At 41.2% G+C, this 21,287-nt stretch carries 27 protein-coding genes, 1 other RNA gene and 1 riboswitch; of the genes, 5 read left to right on the top strand and 23 right to left on the bottom strand.

Annotation, left to right across the window (positions count from 1 at the left end):
* Positions 1-32: 32 nt before the first annotated feature.
* The 9 genes from BLR93_RS04215 to BLR93_RS04260 form a co-directional block, all read right to left on the bottom strand.
* Entirely contained in the window at positions 33-1,760 is a 1,728-nt protein-coding gene (locus tag BLR93_RS04215) for a CocE/NonD family hydrolase (RefSeq protein ID WP_093211511.1), read from the bottom strand.
* Positions 1,761-1,865: 105 nt separating this feature from the next.
* The gene (locus tag BLR93_RS04220) at positions 1,866-2,756 is read right to left on the bottom strand and encodes a glycine betaine ABC transporter substrate-binding protein (protein ID WP_093211513.1); all 891 of its coding nucleotides are present in this window, start codon (positions 2,754-2,756) and stop codon (positions 1,866-1,868) included.
* Positions 2,757-2,815: 59 nt separating this feature from the next.
* A complete protein-coding gene (locus BLR93_RS04225) occupies positions 2,816-3,646 on the bottom strand; it encodes an ABC transporter permease (protein ID WP_093211515.1) in 831 nt (276 codons plus the stop codon).
* Positions 3,643-4,842 carry a quaternary amine ABC transporter ATP-binding protein gene (locus BLR93_RS04230; protein ID WP_093211516.1) on the bottom strand — a complete coding sequence of 400 codons (1,200 nt, stop codon included), beginning with the start codon at positions 4,840-4,842 and terminating at the stop codon, positions 3,643-3,645. The genes BLR93_RS04225 and BLR93_RS04230 overlap by 4 nt, the downstream gene beginning before the upstream one ends.
* Positions 4,843-4,878: 36 nt before the next feature.
* Positions 4,879-5,349 carry a thioesterase family protein gene (locus tag BLR93_RS04235; RefSeq protein WP_093211518.1) on the bottom strand — a complete coding sequence of 157 codons (471 nt, stop codon included), beginning with the start codon at positions 5,347-5,349 and terminating at the stop codon, positions 4,879-4,881.
* Positions 5,350-5,373: 24 nt separating this feature from the next.
* A complete protein-coding gene (locus BLR93_RS04240; RefSeq protein ID WP_093211520.1) occupies positions 5,374-6,339 on the bottom strand; it encodes an L-carnitine dehydrogenase in 966 nt (321 codons plus the stop codon).
* Entirely contained in the window at positions 6,336-7,232 is an 897-nt protein-coding gene (locus BLR93_RS04245) for a beta-keto acid cleavage family enzyme (protein WP_093211522.1), read from the bottom strand. The genes BLR93_RS04240 and BLR93_RS04245 overlap by 4 nt, the downstream gene beginning before the upstream one ends.
* Before the next feature lie 843 nt (positions 7,233-8,075).
* The gene (locus tag BLR93_RS04255; protein WP_093211525.1) at positions 8,076-8,612 is read right to left on the bottom strand and encodes a TetR/AcrR family transcriptional regulator; all 537 of its coding nucleotides are present in this window, start codon (positions 8,610-8,612) and stop codon (positions 8,076-8,078) included.
* Between the two features lie 155 nt (positions 8,613-8,767).
* A complete protein-coding gene (locus BLR93_RS04260; protein ID WP_093211527.1) occupies positions 8,768-9,715 on the bottom strand; it encodes an alpha/beta hydrolase in 948 nt (315 codons plus the stop codon).
* A gap of 156 nt (positions 9,716-9,871) precedes the next feature.
* Positions 9,872-9,976: riboswitch (SAM riboswitch) on the top strand.
* Between the two features lie 109 nt (positions 9,977-10,085).
* Between BLR93_RS04260 and BLR93_RS04265 the strand changes: the two genes are divergently transcribed.
* Positions 10,086-10,277 carry a hypothetical protein gene (locus BLR93_RS04265; protein ID WP_093211529.1) on the top strand — a complete coding sequence of 64 codons (192 nt, stop codon included), beginning with the start codon at positions 10,086-10,088 and terminating at the stop codon, positions 10,275-10,277.
* A gap of 280 nt (positions 10,278-10,557) precedes the next feature.
* On the opposite strand, the gene BLR93_RS04270 is transcribed toward BLR93_RS04265, so the two are convergent.
* The 7 genes from BLR93_RS04270 to BLR93_RS18450 form a co-directional block, all read right to left on the bottom strand.
* Entirely contained in the window at positions 10,558-11,190 is a 633-nt protein-coding gene (locus BLR93_RS04270; protein WP_093211531.1) for a hypothetical protein, read from the bottom strand.
* Positions 11,191-11,285: 95 nt separating this feature from the next.
* Entirely contained in the window at positions 11,286-11,855 is a 570-nt protein-coding gene (locus tag BLR93_RS04275; RefSeq protein ID WP_093211533.1) for a nucleotidyltransferase family protein, read from the bottom strand.
* A gap of 93 nt (positions 11,856-11,948) precedes the next feature.
* The gene (locus BLR93_RS04280; protein WP_093211535.1) at positions 11,949-12,365 is read right to left on the bottom strand and encodes a hypothetical protein; all 417 of its coding nucleotides are present in this window, start codon (positions 12,363-12,365) and stop codon (positions 11,949-11,951) included.
* 321 nt (positions 12,366-12,686) lie between these two features.
* Positions 12,687-12,995: a hypothetical protein gene (locus tag BLR93_RS04285; protein WP_093211537.1), complete on the bottom strand. Its 309-nt coding sequence runs from the start codon at positions 12,993-12,995 to the stop codon at positions 12,687-12,689.
* Positions 12,992-13,120 (bottom strand): hypothetical protein, encoded by a 129-nt coding sequence (locus BLR93_RS18345; protein ID WP_281241673.1) that lies wholly within the window; start codon positions 13,118-13,120, stop codon positions 12,992-12,994. The genes BLR93_RS04285 and BLR93_RS18345 overlap by 4 nt, the downstream gene beginning before the upstream one ends.
* Positions 13,121-13,152: 32 nt before the next feature.
* On the bottom strand, positions 13,153-13,620 hold the full coding sequence (locus BLR93_RS18445; RefSeq protein WP_342720224.1) for a nucleotidyltransferase: 468 nt from the start codon (positions 13,618-13,620) through the stop codon (positions 13,153-13,155).
* 99 nt (positions 13,621-13,719) lie between these two features.
* Entirely contained in the window at positions 13,720-13,896 is a 177-nt protein-coding gene (locus BLR93_RS18450; RefSeq protein ID WP_342720226.1) for a nucleotidyltransferase domain-containing protein, read from the bottom strand.
* A gap of 277 nt (positions 13,897-14,173) precedes the next feature.
* Here BLR93_RS18450 and BLR93_RS04295 point away from each other — a divergent pair, with 277 nt between their 5' ends.
* Complete coding sequence (locus BLR93_RS04295) at positions 14,174-15,052, top strand: SDR family oxidoreductase (protein WP_093211539.1); 879 nt, start codon at positions 14,174-14,176, stop codon at positions 15,050-15,052.
* A gap of 721 nt (positions 15,053-15,773) precedes the next feature.
* On the opposite strand, the gene BLR93_RS04300 is transcribed toward BLR93_RS04295, so the two are convergent.
* The 5 genes from BLR93_RS04300 to BLR93_RS04315 all read right to left on the bottom strand — a co-directional run bounded on the left by BLR93_RS04300 (position 15,774) and on the right by BLR93_RS04315 (position 18,082).
* Positions 15,774-16,217 (bottom strand): regulatory YrvL family protein, encoded by a 444-nt coding sequence (locus tag BLR93_RS04300; RefSeq protein ID WP_093211541.1) that lies wholly within the window; start codon positions 16,215-16,217, stop codon positions 15,774-15,776.
* A gap of 26 nt (positions 16,218-16,243) precedes the next feature.
* Positions 16,244-16,414: a hypothetical protein gene (locus tag BLR93_RS17905; protein ID WP_175559238.1), complete on the bottom strand. Its 171-nt coding sequence runs from the start codon at positions 16,412-16,414 to the stop codon at positions 16,244-16,246.
* A 47-nt stretch (positions 16,415-16,461) separates the two neighbouring features.
* On the bottom strand, positions 16,462-17,052 hold the full coding sequence (locus tag BLR93_RS04305; protein ID WP_093211543.1) for a hypothetical protein: 591 nt from the start codon (positions 17,050-17,052) through the stop codon (positions 16,462-16,464).
* A 119-nt stretch (positions 17,053-17,171) separates the two neighbouring features.
* Positions 17,172-17,666 (bottom strand): DinB family protein, encoded by a 495-nt coding sequence (locus tag BLR93_RS04310; protein WP_425440919.1) that lies wholly within the window; start codon positions 17,664-17,666, stop codon positions 17,172-17,174.
* A 68-nt stretch (positions 17,667-17,734) separates the two neighbouring features.
* A complete protein-coding gene (locus tag BLR93_RS04315; protein WP_093211545.1) occupies positions 17,735-18,082 on the bottom strand; it encodes a DUF4260 domain-containing protein in 348 nt (115 codons plus the stop codon).
* Positions 18,083-18,272: 190 nt separating this feature from the next.
* Here BLR93_RS04315 and BLR93_RS04320 point away from each other — a divergent pair, with 190 nt between their 5' ends.
* Positions 18,273-18,908 (top strand): pentapeptide repeat-containing protein, encoded by a 636-nt coding sequence (locus tag BLR93_RS04320; protein ID WP_093211547.1) that lies wholly within the window; start codon positions 18,273-18,275, stop codon positions 18,906-18,908.
* A 141-nt stretch (positions 18,909-19,049) separates the two neighbouring features.
* Here BLR93_RS04320 and ssrS read toward each other — a convergent pair.
* Together ssrS and BLR93_RS04330 are read right to left on the bottom strand one after the other, a co-directional pair.
* Positions 19,050-19,236, bottom strand: a non-coding RNA gene (ssrS, locus tag BLR93_RS04325) — 6S RNA.
* A gap of 62 nt (positions 19,237-19,298) precedes the next feature.
* Positions 19,299-19,484 (bottom strand): aspartyl-phosphate phosphatase Spo0E family protein, encoded by a 186-nt coding sequence (locus BLR93_RS04330; protein ID WP_175559239.1) that lies wholly within the window; start codon positions 19,482-19,484, stop codon positions 19,299-19,301.
* 186 nt (positions 19,485-19,670) lie between these two features.
* Between BLR93_RS04330 and BLR93_RS04335 the strand changes: the two genes are divergently transcribed.
* On the top strand, positions 19,671-20,729 hold the full coding sequence (locus BLR93_RS04335) for a DUF3900 domain-containing protein (RefSeq protein ID WP_093211551.1): 1,059 nt from the start codon (positions 19,671-19,673) through the stop codon (positions 20,727-20,729).
* A gap of 48 nt (positions 20,730-20,777) precedes the next feature.
* Positions 20,778-21,242 (top strand): FosM family fosfomycin resistance protein, encoded by a 465-nt coding sequence (gene fosM, locus BLR93_RS04340; RefSeq protein ID WP_093211553.1) that lies wholly within the window; start codon positions 20,778-20,780, stop codon positions 21,240-21,242.
* Positions 21,243-21,287: the final 45 nt, after the last annotated feature.

Here is a 21,287-nt window from a genome sequence, read left to right on the forward strand (position 1 = left end):
AAGCATGTGCAGTTTCCCTGCACATGCTTTTTTTATTTGATGATTGGCAGCACAACATGAGATGGAAATTCCATCTGATGGTATACCGTTTGCTTTGCTTGCCGCATCACATCAGAATCCACCGTTGATTTCCCTGTATTCGGGTTGATATCATAACGCGGGAAATTACTTGAAGCTATTTCTATACGAATCGAATGTCCAGGTAAGAAAACATTACTCGTTGCCCATAAATCAATTTGGTAGTGGACTGCTTCTTCCTCTAAGGCAGCTATTTGTTGATACCCATTACGGTGTTTGGCCCTAATAATACCATCGGTCAAATTGTAAGCTCTGCCGTCCGGAAATACGTCTACAAGTTTGGCAGTGAAATCTGTGTCAGCAGCATCGGTTGCCGCCCATAAATGAACGATTACAGGGCCAGTTACCTCCAAAGGCTCAGTCATTCGTTCGGAAGTGTAGACAAGCACATCACTCCTTGCTTCTACCCGACGCTGGTCAACCGGCCCTGCGTTTGCCCCCTGGTAAAACAACCCGCTGCCTCCATGAGTAGGAACTGGATGCTGCGGATCATATGTATATACGTCTGCAGGCTCGTCGCCAGGTACAATTGTATTCAACTGCCCGCTATGCACATTGGCTTCTCCTTCGCTATGCAGAAAAAAAGGTACATATTCTGCCCGCTGTAACGGCCATTCGTTTTCTGATCGCCACTCGTTAATCCCCATAGTAAACAACTTGACGGGAGCATCATCGGCAAGCACTGGATGGCTGCCTTCTTTTAGCCAGCAATCAAACCAGTCGATATGAAGTTGAGTAATATCTGTTTGCTGGTCGATCCAATCACCAGCCGCTGCACTGCCAAAAAATCGTTCTCCTTGCACTGCTGAAAAGTCTCCATGCCCCCAAGGGCCGATAATGAGCTTCTGCTGCTGGCTGGATTTATTCATTTCCTGGTAATTCGACAAAGTCGGACCTAGAAAGCAATCATACCAGCCAGCCAAATGGTATGCCGGAATATCCAACTCTTTTAACTCCTGTTTAATGGTTGTTCTTGCGAAAAAGTCACCCGATATTTCCTGGGTAATATATTGCTTAAAAAGATCTCCCGCCGGCTTATGCTTAGTTAGCGGGGGCCATTCATTAAGCGGCGTGTAGTTCAGCCATTCATTTACTTTGTTCAAATCTGCGGCTATCTGCTGTTTTGCCAGCGGCAAGGCCTTTGGTTTCTGCCTTTCCACCAAGTTTAAAGCAATCGAATCCAGCATCCACGTAGCGAACAATCCCCATTCGAATGCCCCGCCGCGATAAAACAACCCATCCCGCAAATCACTGCCGGCCTGAGCCGGAAAAATAGTTTTCAATGATGGCGGGTGCTCTGCCGCGGCATATAGTTGCGTAAATCCATAATAGGATAAACCAAACATTCCTACCTCTCCATTGCAATAAGGAAGCCCTGCGGCCCATTCAACTACATCATATCCATCATTGGCTTCATGCAAAAACGGTTCAAATTCGCCTTCAGAAGCAAATCTCCCTCTGACATCCTGGATAATCACTACATAACCCGCTTCCGCCAGACGAAAAGGATCGATATAACGATGGGAAAATTCAGGCAGATTTTTATTGTAAGGCAGTCTCGATAATAAAACTGGAAAAGCCCCGTCCTGCTGAGGCCGATAGACATTCGCATATAATGTAAGCCCATCCCGCAGGCGGCAAGGCACATCCTTTTCAAAGCTAATTTGGGAAATTTCACGCATTTATTTGTTCACTCCATTTACCGTACATATTTAGCACACTGCTTATAAGCTTCGAAAAAAAGAGGTCTGTTCCGACTGTTCAAGCCGTAAGCAGACCTCCCCTGATTATTCTCCAGTCATTTCACTGACTTTATCCTGGTTGTTCTCTATCCATTCGCGTGCTACGTCTTGTGGCTCCTGGTCTTCCTCTTCGATTTTGACAATCATTTCTTCCACATCATCAATAGAAATGCCCCAATTGCTAAGGAATTCATAAGCTTCTGGTGCATTTTCCTGAAGATCTTTATTAGTTACTACATGAACAGAAGATGTTTCAAAGAATCCTTCTTCATTACTCAATACTTTAATGTCATATTTGTTAAACATCGTATGCGGACGCCATCCGAAGAAAATCACCGGCTCTTCCTGGCTCATTAACCGCTGTGCCTGAGCAAGCATTCCTCCCTCTGAAGATGCTACATGCTCGATATCGAGACCATACGTTTCAATCATTTCCTTTGATTCTTTTGTTGCGCTAGCTCCTTCTTCAATGCCATACATTTTGTTATCGAACAAATCTTCATTGCCTTTTAAATCTTCGATGGTGTTAATGTCTTCCATGTATTTTGGAACGACCCAGCCAGTTTCTGCTTCTGGATAGCTGACAGCAGTATCTTCAACAGAATCAGAGAACTTGTCCAAATGTACTTGGTGCATCGGGAACCAAGAGTCCATAAACACATCTATATCACCACGTGATAGCCCCATGAATACACTGCCCACATCTGCATCTGTATGTTCTACTGTATATCCCATGTCCTCCAAAATAAGTGTAGCAATTTCAGTCGGAGGTACAGTACTTGTCCATGGCGTCACACCGAAGGTAATGGTCTGATCTTTACTTTCACCAGCTTCATCGCCTTTCCCTTCAGAATTGTTGGTGTCTCCATCAGAAGAACAGCCAACAATCAATACTAAAAATAAGACACTCATTAAACCTGCTAATGCTTTTTTCATATTACTATCCCCTTTTTCTTTTTATTATTTGAAGCTAAACAGCCAAAAACTGAAGCTTTTTATACTCTTTTTCCTAAGCCTTGTGTGATTCTGTCCAAAATTATCGCCAATACGACAATACCTAACCCCCCGGTAAGTCCTAATCCGACATTAACCGTGGAAATACCGGATAATACAGTTGACCCTAGTCCGGGAGCACCTATCATGGAAGCTATAACTGCCATTGACAGAGCTAGCATGATCGTTTGGTTCACACCAGCCATAATAGTCGATAAAGCAAGTGGCAGCTGAACTTTAAACAGCAGCTGTGATTTGGTCGTACCGAATGCCCTGGATGCTTCTACTACATCTTCTGGTACTTGTTTGATTCCCAGGCTGGTCATCCGGACAGCTGGCGGCGTAGCAAAAATAAAAGTCGATATCACAGCCGGAACTCCGCCAAGCCCGAATAATAGGATAGCTGGAATTAAATATACAAAACTCGGCAATGTCTGCATAAAATCGAGAATAGGCCTGACGATTTTATCCATAACCGTACTTGTAGCTGTCAAGATGCCAACCGGTACACCAATAAGTACGGACATCAATGTCGAAACAAGTACAATAGCCACCGTTTGCATCGCTGCCGACCATAATTCGACTGATCCTAAATAAAAACAGCCAATCAGTGTAAATATTGCCAGGCCTTTGCCGGCAATCTTCCAGGATAATAAAATAAGGATGACAGCGATAACTTCAGGCGGGATAACGATCAATAAATTTGTAACAGCTTCTATGAATGCTCCCAATACATCACTTACACTGTTGAAAAAACCGCCCATAACCGGTAACAACCAATTGTTGACAAAAGAATTGGTCCAGTCTTCTAATGGAAAATGGAAGTAGTTCATGTTGGCGTCACCTCATCTTTCTCTTTTCCTAGGACAAGCCCAGAAAGAATCGATACGCGGGAAATAATTCCCAGCAGTCTTCCATCTTCGATAACTGTGATCGGATATTTAGCATCAACTGCAATGCCGATCAAATCATTTAGTGGTGTGTGCGGCAATGCCGAAGGAACCTCTGTAATCAACACATCATCTACGGGGATCTCTTCCTTATAGGCTCTTATTGCATCATCAATAGTTAGCAGCCCTTTGAAATGGTTTTCTTTATCAACGACAAAAATGCTGGATGCGCCGACTTCCTCCATTTTGCGAACGGCAACACGCGGGCCGTCTTTATATGTCATTAATACTTCTGGTTTTTTCATCACATGAGAAGCTTCGAGCACCTTGGAGCGGTCAACATCCTTAACAAAATTGGAGACATAGTCGTTGGCAGGATTTTCTAAAATTTCTTCCGATGTGCCTACTTGAACGATTCGTCCATCTTTCATAATAGCAATCCGGTCTCCAAGCTTTAATGCTTCGTCTAAATCATGGGTAATAAATAAAACAGTTTTCCCCAATTTATTTTGCAAATGTAAAATTTCGTCCTGCATTTCCTTGCGGATAATAGGATCAAGGGCGCTGAAGGCTTCATCCATAAGCAATATGTCTGTATCGTTAGCAAGTGCCCGAGCCAAACCGACCCGCTGCTGCATTCCACCGCTCAATTGGTTGGGATAGCTGTTCTCATACCCTTTCAAGCCCACATCCTCGATTGATTTTTGGGCTCTCTTATATCGCTCTTCTTTGTTAACCCCTTGGATTTCCAAACCGTAAGCTACGTTGTTTATCACGGTCCGGTGCGGCAGCAGTCCGAATTTTTGAAAGACCATGCCTAACTTTTTCCGCCTGGTATCTATCAGTGTGGACATATCCATTTCGGTTATGTTATCTCCATCTATCAGCACTTCCCCATCAGTCGGCTCTATCAACCGGTTAATCAAACGAATCAACGTCGATTTCCCACTTCCGGAAAGGCCCATAATTACAAAGAATTCTCCCGGTTTGACTGCAAACGATGCTTGGTTCACACCAACTGTCATTCCTGTTTTTTCTAATATTTCATTTTTTTGCTCGCCGTTTTTCAAACGTTTTAACCCCTGCTGGGGGTGAGAGCCGAAAATTTTAGTAAGATTATTCACTTCAATCTTGTTCACAAACATTCTCCTTTCTTAGGCCACCAATAAGACAATCTATCGTTTAATTCCGATGCGCCTGCCCATTTGTTTTGGTGCTTCTAAATGTTCATGTGCTTGACGTAACCTTTCTATTTCGGAAGCTATAGCAGTTGGGAATGGTGCTGGACGCCCTTGTTCAACGTCCATGCCCATCAGCATTTGCTCGCTCGTCGCCAATACTTCGCCTCCGCTGTTTTTCATTGTGAAAAAGACATGCAGTCGCTTGGCATCATCATCGAGCAGCTGTACTTCAATCCCGGTTTGTTCGTCTTGATGGGCTTCCTTTAAATAACATAAATGTGTTTCCAGTGTGAAGATGGTATATGCATATCTGCCACGGGCTTCTGCATCTAGTCCGATATAGTCGATAAACGCATCGACAGCCAAACTGAACAATTTTGCATACGCTGCGTCATTCATATGGCCGTTATAATCCACCCATTCCTCACGCACATGATTTTGATAATTAAACGGTGTATGTTTCATGGTTACTCTCCTCTGATCACAACATTATTTTGCTATGCTTTTTGTTTCCGGCCAGTAATCTTCTACTAAATCAAGGACTTTGACAAGAAACTCATTTCTTTTTCTTTCTAATTCGGAAACAGAAGCATCTCCAGCATGCGATTCACAGCCTTCGATCACTTTTTCTTTTAATTCATCAGTTAATTCAGGAGCAATAAGTTTTGTCCATGGCTGCTTGAGCGCCGGTCCAAACTGTTCAAGCATATGGCGCATACCCTGGTTTCCTCCTGCCAGATGGAAGGTTAAAAATGGTCCCATTTGAGCCCAGCGCAAGCCGGCTCCATAAATAATAGCAGCATCCACTTCTTCTGTAGTAGCTACGCCATCATTGACCAAATGCAATGCTTCGCGCCATAGAGCTTCCATTAGCCTGTCAGCCAAATGCCCTTCGATTTCTTTGCGAATTACGAGCGGCTTCATTTGTATGGAAGCGTAGATATTACTTGCCTCATCGATCACCGCTTGTGTGGTTGCTTTTCCGCCAACAAGCTCCACTAATGGCAAAATATAAACAGGGTTGAATGGATGGGCGACAATTAAACGTTCAGGATGTTTTAAGCCTTCCTGTAACCTGCTAGGCATGATGCCCGATGTACTGGAACCAATAATGGCTTCTGGTTTGGCGTGTTGATCTATGCTTGTTAATACACTTTTCTTTAATTCTTCTCTTTCTGGCACGTTTTCCTGGATTAAGTCGGCCTTTGCCACGGCTTCTTCTATAGTTGGCACAAAAGTCAGCCGATCCACAGAAGCTCCTTCTGCCAAACCTATTTTTTCTAATGAAGGCCAGGCAAGTTCCACTGCCTTACGCGTCCGTTCCTCTGCTCCCCCCGCAGGATCAAATGCTATTACATCATGGCCATTTGCCAGGAAACGGGCTATCCAACCGTTACCGATGACTCCGGTACCTACGACTGCGAAAGTTTTGTCTTTGGTTGTTTGCTGGTTCATGATTTATCTCCTCCGTAAGGGTTTCTTAATCCGAATTGCTCACGGGCTTCTTGTGGTGTCATAACTTCCATCCCATTGCCGTTGAGCATGTTTACTGCTTTATCGACTAATTGATCGTTGCGGGCCAGAACCCCTTTGCTTAAGTACAGATTGTCTTCCAGTCCTACACGCACATTTCCGCCAAGCATGGCAGCTTGCGCAACAATTGGCAGTTGCATACGGCCGATTCCGAAAGCGGACCAGTGGGAATTCTCCGGCAGGCGGCTTTTCATGTAGAGCATTGTTTCTGCATCTGCTTCTGCTCCCCAAGGAATACCCAGGCAAAATTGAAACATTGGATCGCCATCGATTAATCCTTCAGCAACTAATTGCTTGGCAAAACGAAGATGCCCGGTATCAAAGCATTCCAGTTCGGGTTTGACACCACTGGCCTGGACAAGCTTTGCCTGTTCTCGCAGCCAATCTGTCGGGCTTAAGTAAACCATATTGCCGAAGTTGGTACTTCCGCAGTCTAATGTACACATTTCCGGAAGCAATTGCCCGACCGGCTCGTGGCGTTCTGCTGGCGTCTGCATGTCAGTTCCGTCACCGCCCGCAGCAGGAGTGGCTAGGCTTGGAATGAAATCTCCTCCGCCGCCTGACGTTATGTTAATAATTACGTCTGTCTCAGATTCGCGTATACGGTCAACGATTTCTCGGTAATGCTCGATATCATGGCTGACCCCTCCCGTTTTCGGGTCACGGGCATGAACGTGGGCAACTGTCGCGCCAGCCTTTGCCGAGTCAATGGCAGCCTCTGCTATTTCTTTCGGAGTCACAGGAACGTGAGAGCTCTTTTTTGTCGTCTCTCCTGCACCAGTTACTGCTGCTGTTAATAAAACCTTGTTCATTATAGTTGTCCTCCCTTTTACATAGGTAATTTATTTAATTTAGGCCTTAGCGGATGCGACCATTCTGTTCATCCATTTTTTACTGTACTGTCCGGACGGTTTGTAACACAATTAAAACTATACCATCCAGACGGTTTTGTTTGCAAACCGTTTTGAGAAAAGAAAGGGGTTTCATAAGAGAGTAAACTTGTGGGGACGTTTCGGCTGGTACTTGATATATGTGGGGTGGCACTTATTTCAGAAAAAAATTTAAAAATGTTTGATTAAGCGAAGAAAAGGGGTAAATTATATGGTTGTTATTCCCTAAATGCAGGCAGAGCGATATTGGTGATTAACTGGTTTATGGTCATTAAAATGTCTTTATTTAACAGGAAGCGTTCAAACATAAAAAGAGGTTGAGACAAAAGGATAGTGACCAAAGCAAAAATCGAACGATGATTCGAAATCCCTTCGGATTCGAACTCGTTCGATTTTTCTTTTCTAATGCTTAAGAAGATAACCTGCGAACACAGTGACAACTCTCTTTCTTCCTTCTAACAAGGTTGGGTGCTTAAACCAGCGCAGGCAGCATACTTCGCTTCCCGTGGGCACGGCCTCAGCCTCGTCTTGTTCCCACAGGAGTCTCCGTGGATTTCCTCCGCTGAAAGTCTACGAACGGTTTTCAGCAGTCCACAAATGCTTATGATTCATTGGAGAACACGCTGGACTAGCGCTTATCCGATACTACTGTTGCATCGCATTTATATCGATTGCGTCATCAATCGTATGCTTGAAGATGGCTTTTTAAAACTCCATACGCTGTTATCGTTCGTTTTTTTACAAGTGGATGTATGTTCTTGAAGCTTTTTATTCATTTGCCCATTCCAGCAAGGTCCGATACACTTCTTCCTTTTTCTCCTGTTCAATATGATAAATATCAAACAGCTCGGCCAGCCAAATACCATCCGTTGCCAACCGAATAATAGTAGCCTTTACAGGATCGAGTCCGTCGTCCTCAATCTCCTTTTGCCATTCTGAATAAAGCTCCCGGATTGGATCAAGCAGCTTGGCATTAACTGCTTTCGCCGCCAGCAATCCAGAATTCATATCTTTGTTTTGATAAACCTGGTTAAACGTAACATTGACGTAGGCGCGAATCCATTGTCCCTTTTCCACTGGATCCATCTCTGCGTTGTTCGCGATTTTTTCCCGATAGTTATTTGTCAAATGGTCAACCATGCCCTTAACCAATGCCTCTTTAGAAGGAAAATGATAGAGCAATCCACCCTTGCTTATTCCTGCTTCGATAGCGACAGCCTCTAATGTCAAATTGAATATCCCTTGTTCACTGACTATTTTAGATGCGGCAGTAAGTATCTCTATCTTTCTTGATTGTCTACCCATTAAAATCTCCTTTAAAAACAAAATGTATTTTTTTAATATACTATCTGGACGGTTTAGTTTCAAACAAATTTTTTTCTGGCGTCTCATACTAATTGGATGATCAGCCGCTAAACAGCAGTGCGGTTGGATTTACCGAAGTCATCTTTTTTGCTGGTTTATAAGGCTTGTTCAATAAAGGACTGAATCCTTTTCTGAAATTCTACCGTTGCCGCTGCGTATGCGTCCGTATGCCCAGCACCTGGGACAATCCACAATTCCTTTTCACCCGCTGCCGCTTTATACAGCTGTTGAGCCATTTCGGTTGGCACTAATTCATCTTCAGCCCCATGGATAATAAATAAAGGACGGCTATTCTCTTTTACCTGTTCTAATGCAGAAGCCTCACCGAATGAATATCCAGCCCGCAGTCTAGTAATCGTACTGGTAATCGGGATCATCGGAAAAGACGGGATCTGGTACAGGTGTTTTAGCTGATGAGCGAGCTCTTTGTCTACAGAGGTATATCCACTGTCGGCAATAATCCCTTTTACCTGAACTGGAAGGGTTTCTCCGCTAGTCATCAATACCAGTGCCGCCCCCATGGAGTTTCCATGCAATAATATACGGTCCGCGCCATATCCGCTTATCAATTCTTCGATCCAGCCTAGGTAATCTTTACGGTCATGCCAGCCGTACCCTATGTAGTCACCTTCACTCTCCCCGTGCCCCCGTGCATCCGGCATCAAAATATCAAAACCTTGATCATAATAAAATTTTGCCAAATCACCCATTTGCTCCCCAACGCCACGGTATCCATGCGCCAATATTACTGCCTTTCCAGTTGGCTGCTCATTTTTTAAATAGTGTGCTCGTAATATAAGCCCATCATAGGCCGTGTACTCAATTACATTAAGCTGCTGCCTGGTAAACCATTCCTGTGCTTCTACAAGCAGCTTTTTATCTTCTTCACTTGCAGGCAGTTCTTTCGGTTCATCTCCGTTATATAACTCGACGGATTCGCCGCGCTTCACACTCTCATTATAAAAGTAATTACCGGCTGCCAGCAGGACAATCAGCACCAGGATAACCACTGTGCCGAATAACCAAAAGAATCTTTTTCTCATTTCAATCCCCTCTTATTTCTATCTATAGTCAGTGAACCAGGCTTCTGGATGCAGCTCCCAGGCAGCATTATAAGGTTGCTATAAAAATATTGTGTTTCTGCTCTTTTTATTGTAAAGTTAAATACAATAATATTCCAATAATTTAAAATTTAAGATTGCTTATCAAGAGAGGTTAAGGGACTGGCCCGATGACGCCTCAGCAACCAGCCAAACATGGCCCGGTGCTCCATCCAGAAGGCAGACATGCCTGGAAGATAAGAAGAACGTTTGTATTCAAGAGCCTTCTTCTTAGAGGGCTCTTTTTTTATTCTGCCATTTGAAAAGGCAGCAGCTATGTTACGAAAATATACCAGGAAAGAAGGAGATTATTGTGGCTCAATCACAAGATACGAAAGTATTAGCAAAAGCAAAAAATATACCATTAAGAGGAGACCATGTCGGCAGCTTGCTGCATCCGGAACGAATCAAGCAGGCCCGCCTAACATATCTTTTCAGTTTTTGCAGAGCTTCTGCGGTATCTTTGCGGATTGTATCCTTTAAAGCGATTACTGATGCTATTTAAAAAGATTATCAATAAAAATACCGACCACTCATACGTTGTAGGAATCCTTCTTCACAATTGATCTGTTTTTTATAGCTCAAATGGTTAGTGGAACCGCATTATTCACTTGCGGATACTGGCATTCTGAGGCAGGAAGTGAATTGCCGGTCGATTCTTCTTTTAGGAATTGGTATGTTTGCTGATGAGTCCAGCGGTGGATCCCGCCTGTCTAATTAAATTTCAATTTCAAAAAAGCTGTCTTACTATGTGCCCCGTGTTAAGCTTTTGGTGAATTCGTCTCTTATTTCTCCGTTTGCTTTTCCACTTTCATTTTTAACAATAACACTATTTCATCGCTCTCTATCATAGTTTCCACTGACTGTTGATCCTGCAAATCATGCATTCCTATTTCATTTTCGGCTTCTCGATAGGCACCTAAAATAGCAGATTCTCCAGCTTTTAGTGATAGTTCAGTATCTCCCAATGCATCATCCCACGTGCTGACAAGATTCGTATCCTGATGAATATACTTAGCAATGTTGTCTGATTGCGAACTAGATCCTGGTGCAAAAAGGGTCAGCATCGTGTTATCACCAGACGGATTGATAATTCCCATTCCTATATGTCCTTCTTCACTTTCCTGCTGGTTTAATCCGTACGAAATAGTCAATAATGGTTTCTCGTGAACTTTTTCCCCATTTTGATAACCCTCGGCAGACAGTTTCACCAGCGTGCTGTCTGCTTGTGGTAGTTTAAGATAGAAATCGAGCATAACTCCGAGGTTTAACTCTTCAAAGGTTGCTTGATAGGAAGAATCCTCAGCAACGGAAACCTCTGCCAGAATCCCCTCTTCCCTAGTTAAATTCTTTGTGCAGCCGCTTAACAGAAGAAAAGCAATCAGAATAGCCGCTATTAAAAAGCTTGTTCTTTTCATTTTTATATCCCGCCTATGTAAATTGGTTTTTTTACAAACATTCGCTTATAAAACGATAAATACAGCCTCTATTTTACTCATTTCACCATTCCTTACTATCTATTATAAACTTTTAATTTTCCCCAAACAGCCTGCCAATTTTTATAACGAAGTCGAGATTGATAGATTGCCATTAGCCTGTTATTCGCTGCAAAAAAGGGCGTCGGCTTTACTTCCAGATTGATAACATCTTTAATACCGTGCGGTGCAGCTAAGACTATGTTTTGTTTCTCATCTGCCTTAATCCCTAAGGCAGTAGCAGTTTCCGGAAATTTCGCCATTGCATCTACAGCTGATGAATAAGGCGGCAGCCCATTGATCAAATGCATTCTCGCTTCATTTTTTACTGACCAGGGAACATCCGGAAACATACGCTTTAACTCCGATTCTAATTGCTTTTCAGTATTTTCGTCGATATTTTCCCGATCAAAGTAAATCACGTCCACGTCCGAAAGTTTCGTTCTTTTTTCAAAATGATGGAGAGAATCCCAAATTTTCGAACGGACGAACCCTGCACAAATCCACCAATCAGGTAAATGTAATTTTCCGGCAGTATGAATGATCTCCATCATCCACTCATCTGCTTGTATGAGCTCGATGATATCTTCTTCCGTTTTAACAGACATTCTATTTTCCTCCAGATGATGTTTCTTTTTATTCATTCCCCATCGACCAACAGCCTCTATAATGACTTTGGCCAGTTAAACTGGAATAAATCGCTATAATCCTCTTCTATTACCGTTAGACTTGATAATGATCCCAATACCCAATGTATTTGCTTGTTCTATATAGCCGTCCATCTGAGTGATATCGATATTAGTTTTTAAAGGTACCTTCCTGGATTCTCCTCCATTTAAGACAACTTGAAATGGAGCATCGTTGTTCATTAGCGATACTGTTGGCAGAAAGTCGTCAAACCGCTCATAGAAAGACACGCTGAATTCCACATCATTGCTACTATAATTTTCAAAATAAAGTTCACATGTCCCTTGTAAAGTAGAGTTATCCGTCTTTTCAAATTGGCAGTTGCTGATATCCCGATTATAGGAAACAGCATACATTCCTGTGGCCAGCGTTTTTTGAAATGCTTCCCCTATGTATGGCGGAATGAAAAGCGCAACGAAAAGCGCAAACATAATAAAGCGTCCTTGATATTGTTTTAATGATTTCCCCAGAATAGTAAAGCTGGTTAATAACAATAAAACCGTAAAAAACCCTAAATAATGCAGTCCTGAAGAGGACCGGACAGGTATTTGAAGAGCCGAAGCAATCACTTCACGGTTTGGCATGCGGAAAGGGAAAGTTTGAAGCTATAGCAGTAACATACAAAAGCAAACCTACAAAAAACAACTTTTTATTTTCACTCTCCACAACTAAACCTCCAATTAATAAGCTCATACGTCATGGGAATGAACCACTCCTAGCAGCCAACTCATCTGATTCCATACACTGTTATTCTATGAAACAATGATCGCCAGCAGGAAAGGCAAAATAAACAGAAACACGCCGCTTGCTAACAGAGTCCATGTAACAGGCCTGGAAAGCCTCACTCTCCCATTTCCTTTATACCATCCGGAAAACTGCAGCTTATTTCGATATAGTACAAAAAGGGCCAAATAAATAGCGATACCGCCAAGCCAGCGAAACTCCTCCACCTTGCCTGAAACACTATAAATGTTTCCGAACAACTCCCATGCCAGGCCGCCAAGCAAACCAAACAGAAAAATAATCCGTATTAGTTCCATAAAAACTGATAAGTGCCTCATTCCGTTCCTCCATAAAACAATAAGTCAATTAAAAAAAGTCCTGCTGTGACAGCAACAAGTAAGTGGGTTTCTGTATTTAGTACTATTTGAATCAGAAACACTGGTTCTGCCGAAAACCACTTCACCCAATAAATCCCTGGTAGCAATACGAGGGTTGTTAGCAATTTCTGCTATATGCCTGATCCTTCCCTATAGAAAAGCCGGCAAACAAACGGCCGCCATATGGGTGCAGTACTTCGTCTGCAAGCGATACAATTTTTGATTTGTCTCCTGTCCTGTAAAAGCTATCAAAAGCCTCGACAAAATTATCCGCAAACTCACCATTGAAACGCTTTAGAGCACGAACCACCCATTTTGAAGCTCCGATCCATTGGCCATTCGTTCTTAAATAAAATTCGCTGATTAGTTCTGCTAACGTACCGGCGATAAATAAATCTTCTGCTCGATAACTGCTGCCAAGGAAATCCTCTAAAGCATCCGTGATGAAATACCGTTTAATATCAACCGTATCCTTAGGCCACCCTTCAGGTCCTGCATCCAGCAGCCGCTGGGCCTCGTTTTTTACGGAGATGATAAATCCGTCCGTATCTTTTAAAATGGTTCCTTCTGCTGCCATTCTTGGCAAAGAGGGCCGGGCTCTTTGCAAGTCACTTTGAAAGAAAGCCTTATAGGAGTTCCTGTTATGGACAAATGCTTCGATCGGCCAGCCGAATTCCACAAAGGATTAACGAAAAGAAGAAGCGATATCATCATCAAAAATGATGATATCCAAGTCAGAGGTAGCTGTTGCTTCTCCACGTACAGTGCTGCCAGCTAAAATTGCTCCCTTGCTGTCAGGAAAGTGTTTGCCGATAAACCGTTCGGCCGCCTGCTTAGCAGGAAGTCTATTTGTCTGTTCCATTCCTTCACCTCGTTATAATACTCCAGGATCACCCCGCTTCTTTTATACAAGGAGTGAAGTTGGAAATTTCTGATAAACAAATTCTACCATAAATCTTATCAGGTGAGAACTTCTCCTTTATGCTCCACATCCCCCTCCATACCTGTCGAAACGTTATTAATAAAAAGCAATTTTCAAAGCATAATACAAAGTAATACTCTACTCGGCTGTTTCCTATTAGTAACAACTGGGTATATCGAATAAGAACCCTAGATTAAAATAGAAGGAGGCTAATAAGATGGACGAACTAAGCAAACAACAGCCATTATCAGATGGGATACCTACCCAGCAGCAATCCCGTCAGCCAGGCTTAGAAACGGAAATGGATCCAAAACCGATTTTTGAAGTGGAGAGCCATGTCGGCAGCGGAAAATTAAAAGACCGTGTCGCATTGATAACAGGCGGCGACAGCGGGATTGGAAAGGCAGTTGCTATTGGCTACGCGAAAGAAGGCGCCCATGTAGCTATTGCTTACTTAGATGAGCATGAAGATGCCAAAAACACCAAACAGCGCATCGAACAGGAAGGAGTCAAGTGTACCCTGCACCCTGGTGATATCGGCGATGAAAAATTCTGTGAAGAACTTGTAGAAGATGTGGTCAATCAACACGGCAAGCTAGATATTCTCGTTAACAATGCTGCCCGCCAGGAAGTAAAACAAAATATCAGGGAAATCAGTCCCGAACAACTGAGAAGAACATTTGACGTTAACTTCTTCTCCATGTTCTATTTGACCCAGGCGGCTATTCCCCACTTGAAAACAGGCAGCTCGATCATCAATACAGCTTCGATCAATGCTTATGTAGGCAACAAACAGCTGGTTGATTACACATCCACCAAAGGGGCAATCGTAGCCTTCACCCGTTCGATGGCCAAGGAGCTTGCCGCAGATGGCATCCGTGTAAATGGTGTTGCTCCAGGACCGATCTGGACACCGCTGATCCCGGCTACTATTCCGGAAGACCAAATCAGCGAATTCGGAGCTAACACCCCGTTAGGCCGGCCTGGACAGCCTGCGGACCATGTCGGAAGCTATATTTTGCTTGCTTCTGATGAAGGAGCCTACATGACCGGTCAATTTGTGCACATCAATGGCGGCATGTTTACTTCTTCTTAACTGGTTTGCTAATAAACGAGTTTTAGCTACGAAAAAACGAGATTAGGACTTAAGAATAGTGGACCAAAGCAAAAAATCGAACGATGATTCGAAAGAGATTCGAACTCGTTCGATTTTCATTTCTACTATTTAATATAACCTGCGGACACAGTGACAACTCTACTTCTTCCTTTGAACAAGCTTGGGTGCTTAAACGAGCGCAGGCAGCATACTTTGCCTTCCGTGGGCACCGCTTAAATAAAGGAACCATTTTCTGCGGGCGATGATAGGGCTGTTCTTACTGCCTTGCGTCGCTGCGGAATACACTACGCTTTCCACGGGCGGCTGGTGAGCCTCCTCGATCTTGCGCTCTTAGGGGTCTCACCGAGCCCTTCCCCGGAAGATGGCCTTTAAAATCTTCATTTGCTGTTATCATCGATTTTTGCCAGTATATTTTATGTCCCATCCACGTTCGTTTTATTTCTTCTTCAATTTACTTCTTGATTATGCTAATTATATCCGCGAACAAAAAGCAACCAACAATATATAAGGATAGAATTGCTGCAAGCTTTGCATCTTTTATCATTGTGTTTTTTATTGTAGGCATCCATTTTATCTTTCCAGAAAGGCTAACCAATCTAGCAATGACAAAAAAGATAATAAAATACATAAAAAAAGAACCAACATAAAATCATCCAAATCCGTTATGTTTTAGATAAACAACCTTTAAAACCCTTGCTTTTTATTCCTTATCATCATCGAATACAATTTCCAGTACGGCAAACAGCACTGCAATAATAATCTCTGCTTTCAAGGGAAGCGTAATACTTTTCATAAACTCATCCACTGTAAACAGAACTAGCCAGTTCGTTGTACCATCAATACAGATTCGGATAAGAAACACCTTTCGTTTTCCTGTAATATTTCGGACGGACAGCCTGTAAATAGCATTAGAGAACAATTCGACTACTACTCCAAGGATAAAGAAACTGACAACAAATACAATCAATGACCAGATAGATTCATACTGGACGCCAAGCAGTCCAAATATCCCGGCCAGTCCAAAGAAGTAAAGCCCTAATACAAATCCCGTTACCAGTAAAATGAGAAATGAGATTCCCAAAATAGCTGCTATTTTTTCTTTTCTATTCATCTCACGAAATGTATTATTTTTATGCTCCGGCATAGGTTTGTTCTCCTTGAGTCAGCAATTTACTCTTTTGTTTTACTTATCCGTTCTAATAAATCAATAATTTTATAGTTTTGCTCAACTTGCAATTCACTGTTGTTTTTGATTTCATATATCCATTTCAAAAGGAATATTATTGTCAAAGGTAAACCAATATATACTAACAAAAAGATTAAAAAAGCCAAAATTTCCATTGTTTCCCCCTAACTACTTTCACTCCTCCGTCGTAAGTCAGCAGAGCTTATAATTGGCCTGATGTATAAACCATTAATATCAGAAAGAAACATAACGTCTCAACATTAAATAAATATGGATTGGGCTTGAATTTTTCCAAGAACTTTATTCTTTTCACCAAACTTCTATCTATTAGGAAATAAAAACCGATTAAACTAAATAAAAGCATTAGTCCTGCCATTAAAAAATTATTACTCTGCCAAAAAGCGATTGTTAAAAATAACGCCCACAAACTTTTAAAGATATTCGCTAGTAATTCAAATGGATTAGACAATGTTTCCATCATGTGATTGTTATGTTCTTCCACACTATTCTTCCCGTTCCTCGTTATGTAAACGATGTGACCCGCCTGGAAGGTCATTGTGACTATCATCATAATTAGATAAGTAACTCCGAAAATCATTCCTGCCTGCAAGACATCCTTATTTATTTGTTGGTTTAATACTGCAGGAAGCGGTAACCACATGGCGTACATCAAAGCCATTAATATATGTAAAAAACCTAACTCATTATGTTGAAACAGCTTGATGAAGGTTACGGCCATAATAGCAAATAGAAGTATACCAATCCACCCTAAAATAACTGTAGATAATAACATAAACCTACCTCTTCTCTCCAAATAGATTACTATTATTTTTTCATAGCATGTGCTATTGACCATCTAATATCACTTGCTATGAAAAAAATACGTTTGAACCATGAATACCTCTGCACTTATTACCCATTACGCCAGTTTTTCTGCAACTTCCGTATATAAACAATTTGACCAATATGGTAGGCGTTATGCGTAATAGCATTTCCGAGTAATTCATGCCAAACCGCTGGTACAGGGAATCCATTCACATCACTTTCGAGCTGCTTCTTGGTTAGCAGGCTTTGCCATTGTAACAGTACCTTTAAAAGCTGTTCTTTTAGTTCATTAAACATTTTGTTTTCCGGAATGATAAAACTTTTAACGTTATCAATAGACCGAACAGCATTAAAATCAGATTTTTGATATCTTATTTGCCATGTTTCATTCCAGTAAATTAAATGCTGTACAATTTCAGCGATACTATGACTATCTTCAGCAGGCTTCCAAAATGCTTCTTCCTCTGCTAAATTTTCAACTGCTTCTGTAAATGGGAGGTACCAGCTTGGGTCATTAGCATTTGCTAAAAACTGATCTAATAAAATACTTTGAACATGCGAGATGAATCTCACCTCCTTCATAATAAAGTTTATAACAGCTGATTTTATCTTTTATTATAAACACCTAACTTCTTTAAAATTGTAGTGGGTTAAACACGATTCAAATGATTATCCTTAAAACCTGTTGGATACTTCAATCCATATCCGATCATTCTATCCATTCCAATGTGGGCTGACCATATTAAACCAAGTGCTAAGATATGCGGGTTTGATACAATTAGGCCACAGAAAACAAGACCAATAGATAAACCGTAGGTATGAAATAAATTATAAAGCACAGCCCCAGCCTTATTATTAAGTAAATAACCAAGCATTGAAATGTCTGGTGCTAATAACAAGATAAAAAACAATAACCAACTAAATTGACTGTATCCGTACAAATAAAGACTTAACGCTAAAACAGCGAACCCTTCTATGTGTAAAAGAATTTTACTCAATGTTCTCCCCCCCAATTCCTTATCTGAAAGTACCTTTACCATACTATTCAATATGCATACTAAATAACCTGCTAAATAATTTGCACACAAATTCCTTCAAAATAAAAGTCTGTTTTTAAAGTTATTTATTCTTTATTGTAAGTAAGAGGATTTTTTTAACTCTAATTTTATTGATAAGTGAGGTAGTTTTATGAAAATAGAATCGCCCAATTTGCCAAATGATTTACCATCAAGAAATTTCCATGACATTTTTTATGAAGCAGACCCCGAATTAGAACTTTGTAAAATCAATGATTCTATCTTTGATAATGGGGAGTTAACTAGATGCCGCTTATATAAAATGACGATAAGAAATTGTAAGTTTAACAATACCGACTTTTCAAATATTGATATAACAGATGTATCTTTTGAAAACTGCGATTTCTCGAATGTTAAAATGAGAATGTCCTCCATACACAGAGCGGTATTCACAAACTGCAAATTAATAGGTGTTGATTTTACAGAATCGAAGCTTGGAAATATTGAGTTTGATAATTCCTTACTGAACTTAGCCTCATTCGGAAATGCCAAACTGGAAAAAGTTAAATTCCAATATTCCCAATTAGAGAGCACCGATTTTTATGATTCTCGCTTTAAAAGAGTTGATTTCCAATCGTGCAACATTAATGGGGCAAGCTTTGAAAAGACATCACTGAAAGGAACAGACATTAGTACTTCTTACTTCGAATCACTTACTCTATCTTTATCTGATTTAAAAGGCTGCAAAGTTTCTACTAACCAGGCAATTCAATTTGCTGCTTTGCTGGGTGTGGAAATTGTTGATTAACATTTTAAATAACGTCCCATTTAATTAATTTACGATTTTTTTCTATTCTTATCTTACGTATTATTTGAGAAACGGTGCTGCTTTTATCTTGAGCACACAAAAAAGCCAGCCCCTATCAGGACTGGCTTGTCAATTATCATTTTTAGAGCCACATTTGCCGTAACCTTTCGTAATAAAGTTTTAAACCACCACTCCTCAAAGTGGGTGTTCGCAGAATCCTTCCTGTCTTCCTCTATCGTGGAGGCATGACATTTCACATTCAATTTAAAACTCCCTATTACAGCTTAAAGGTTAAAACTTATTATCATTACGAGCAACGCAGCTTGTATTGATATAATAACTCATGGATGCTAATAAAGCAATAGTATTGTTTACCAATTTTTAATAGCGTTACTCTTGCTTTTCTTTGAGTTGATATTTAATCCGCTGAAGAAGGAAAATCAGCTTGTCTAATTCTTTACTGCATTGCAGAACTTCTCTGCTCGCCAATCCTTTCGCGTCTGCCAGCAAATACAATTCTTTTCTTTTGTTGCTGATTCTCTCTGTTAATAAACCTATCTCCGCTTGATTATTCATATAAACACAAACCATCCTTTAGGAAAGCCTATTGCTTCATTATCACAGGTGAATGTGGCAAAAGAATGGAAAAAACCTGAAATATATTACAATTGTTCAACAGTTTTATTGAAACGAACCGTTATTGACGAAAGCTGAAAGCTTATCTATACTGATTAAATGCAAAGAAATGGACAGGTGATAAAGATGGAATTCGATATTAACTATTTATCCTTTTACCTCATTCAAGTAGAAGGTGATGATAAACGATCCAAACACTTTCAAACATTAGACAGTGCTACTTATTTAGATAGCCCGCTGAAAACGTTTCTCGACGGAGAATTAGTGAAAATAACCAAAAGGAAAGTCGAGCGGCATGCAAAATCAGAAGGGTCTCCGACCAAAATTGGGCGCTTTGCCGTCGAGCCCGGGCATGAGCTTGATTCTAATCCGAATTACAATTTGTTTCAAAAAGTACGTTTTGCCGGTTCTTCAGAAGATTTCCAAACTGCTGCTACTCAGATTGCGCAGATGTATATCGATACTAGCGCCGTTCGTGGTGGTGCTCTATTAGTGGCTTCGGCCAAGCTGACAAAGTTTTTTGATGAGCCGTTCTTATTTATTATGAAATGCGATTTCGAGCCGAAGGTTGCCAGTATTACCGATGAGTCCACGTTAATACATAATGTCGAAATGGCCATTACTACCAAAAATATGAAATCAATTCAGTATCCGTTCATGCCTGAGGAAGGTATGATGGACAGTGCTGAGGTAAAGGTCCACCAAGCTTCGCACGCTCGGTATTTTGAAGACTTTCTCAAGTTTGTCGAATATGAAAAATCGATGCCTGAAATCGTTAAAACACAAACCATTGGGATGGTCCAGGAACATATCCAGGAGACTTATACAGAAGAAAGTGAAGAAAAAGAACAATTTGAACAAGCAATGGAAGAATGGGCAGTGACTCCGAAACGGGATTTACAGGAACACTTTTCCACAGAACAAGTCGTCGAGGCAGCTGCGCAAATTGTGGAACATACACCAGACCTGGAGCTAAAGGTGAAGCTTGATCATATATCAGTGAAATCCATGCTTGCCGACTTTGGCGATACCGTTCATATGGCAAAAGTAAACGGACGCTATGTGCTGGTCATTGAAGCAGACTCAGTCACCTTTGAGCAAGGCTTCTCACCAATAGAATTCCACAAACCTGATGAACTGCAGGATGTCATGGGACGGGTGATGAACAAAGGAAAGGAAACTTAGTGCATAACACCCAGTTCAAATTATCAGTGTAGGGGAGGACGGAATCAGATGACAATAAAGGGGTTCAATCATTTTTTATTCTCTGTGTCCAATCTGGATGAATCGATCAATTTTTACCAACAAGTATTCGATGCAAAATTACTGGTAAAAGGAAGAAACACTGCTTATTTTGAGTTGAATGGCATGTGGCTTGCTCTAAATGTGGAAGAGGGAATCCCCCGAAATGAAATATCGCAATCTTATACCCATATTGCCTTTACTATAGAAGAAAGTGAATACGACCATATGTATCATAAACTGCAGAAGTTGAAGGTAAATATCCTGTCAAGCCGGCCTAGAGACGAACGGGATAAAAAATCCATTTACTTCACAGATCCGGACGGACATAAATTTGAATTTCATACCGGCACTTTGCAAGACAGGCTTGATTACTATAAACAAGAAAAGAAGCACATGGAATTTTTTGACGAACCAAAAGAAGTTGTTGAAAACAACTATTCGCATAATAAATAAAAAGAGTCTGGAAATCCGAGGGAACTGAAAAACGGAAGCTCTATG

It is taken from the genome of Sediminibacillus albus, from assembly GCF_900101125.1.
GTDB classification, from domain to species: domain Bacteria; phylum Bacillota; class Bacilli; order Bacillales; family Amphibacillaceae; genus Sediminibacillus; species Sediminibacillus albus.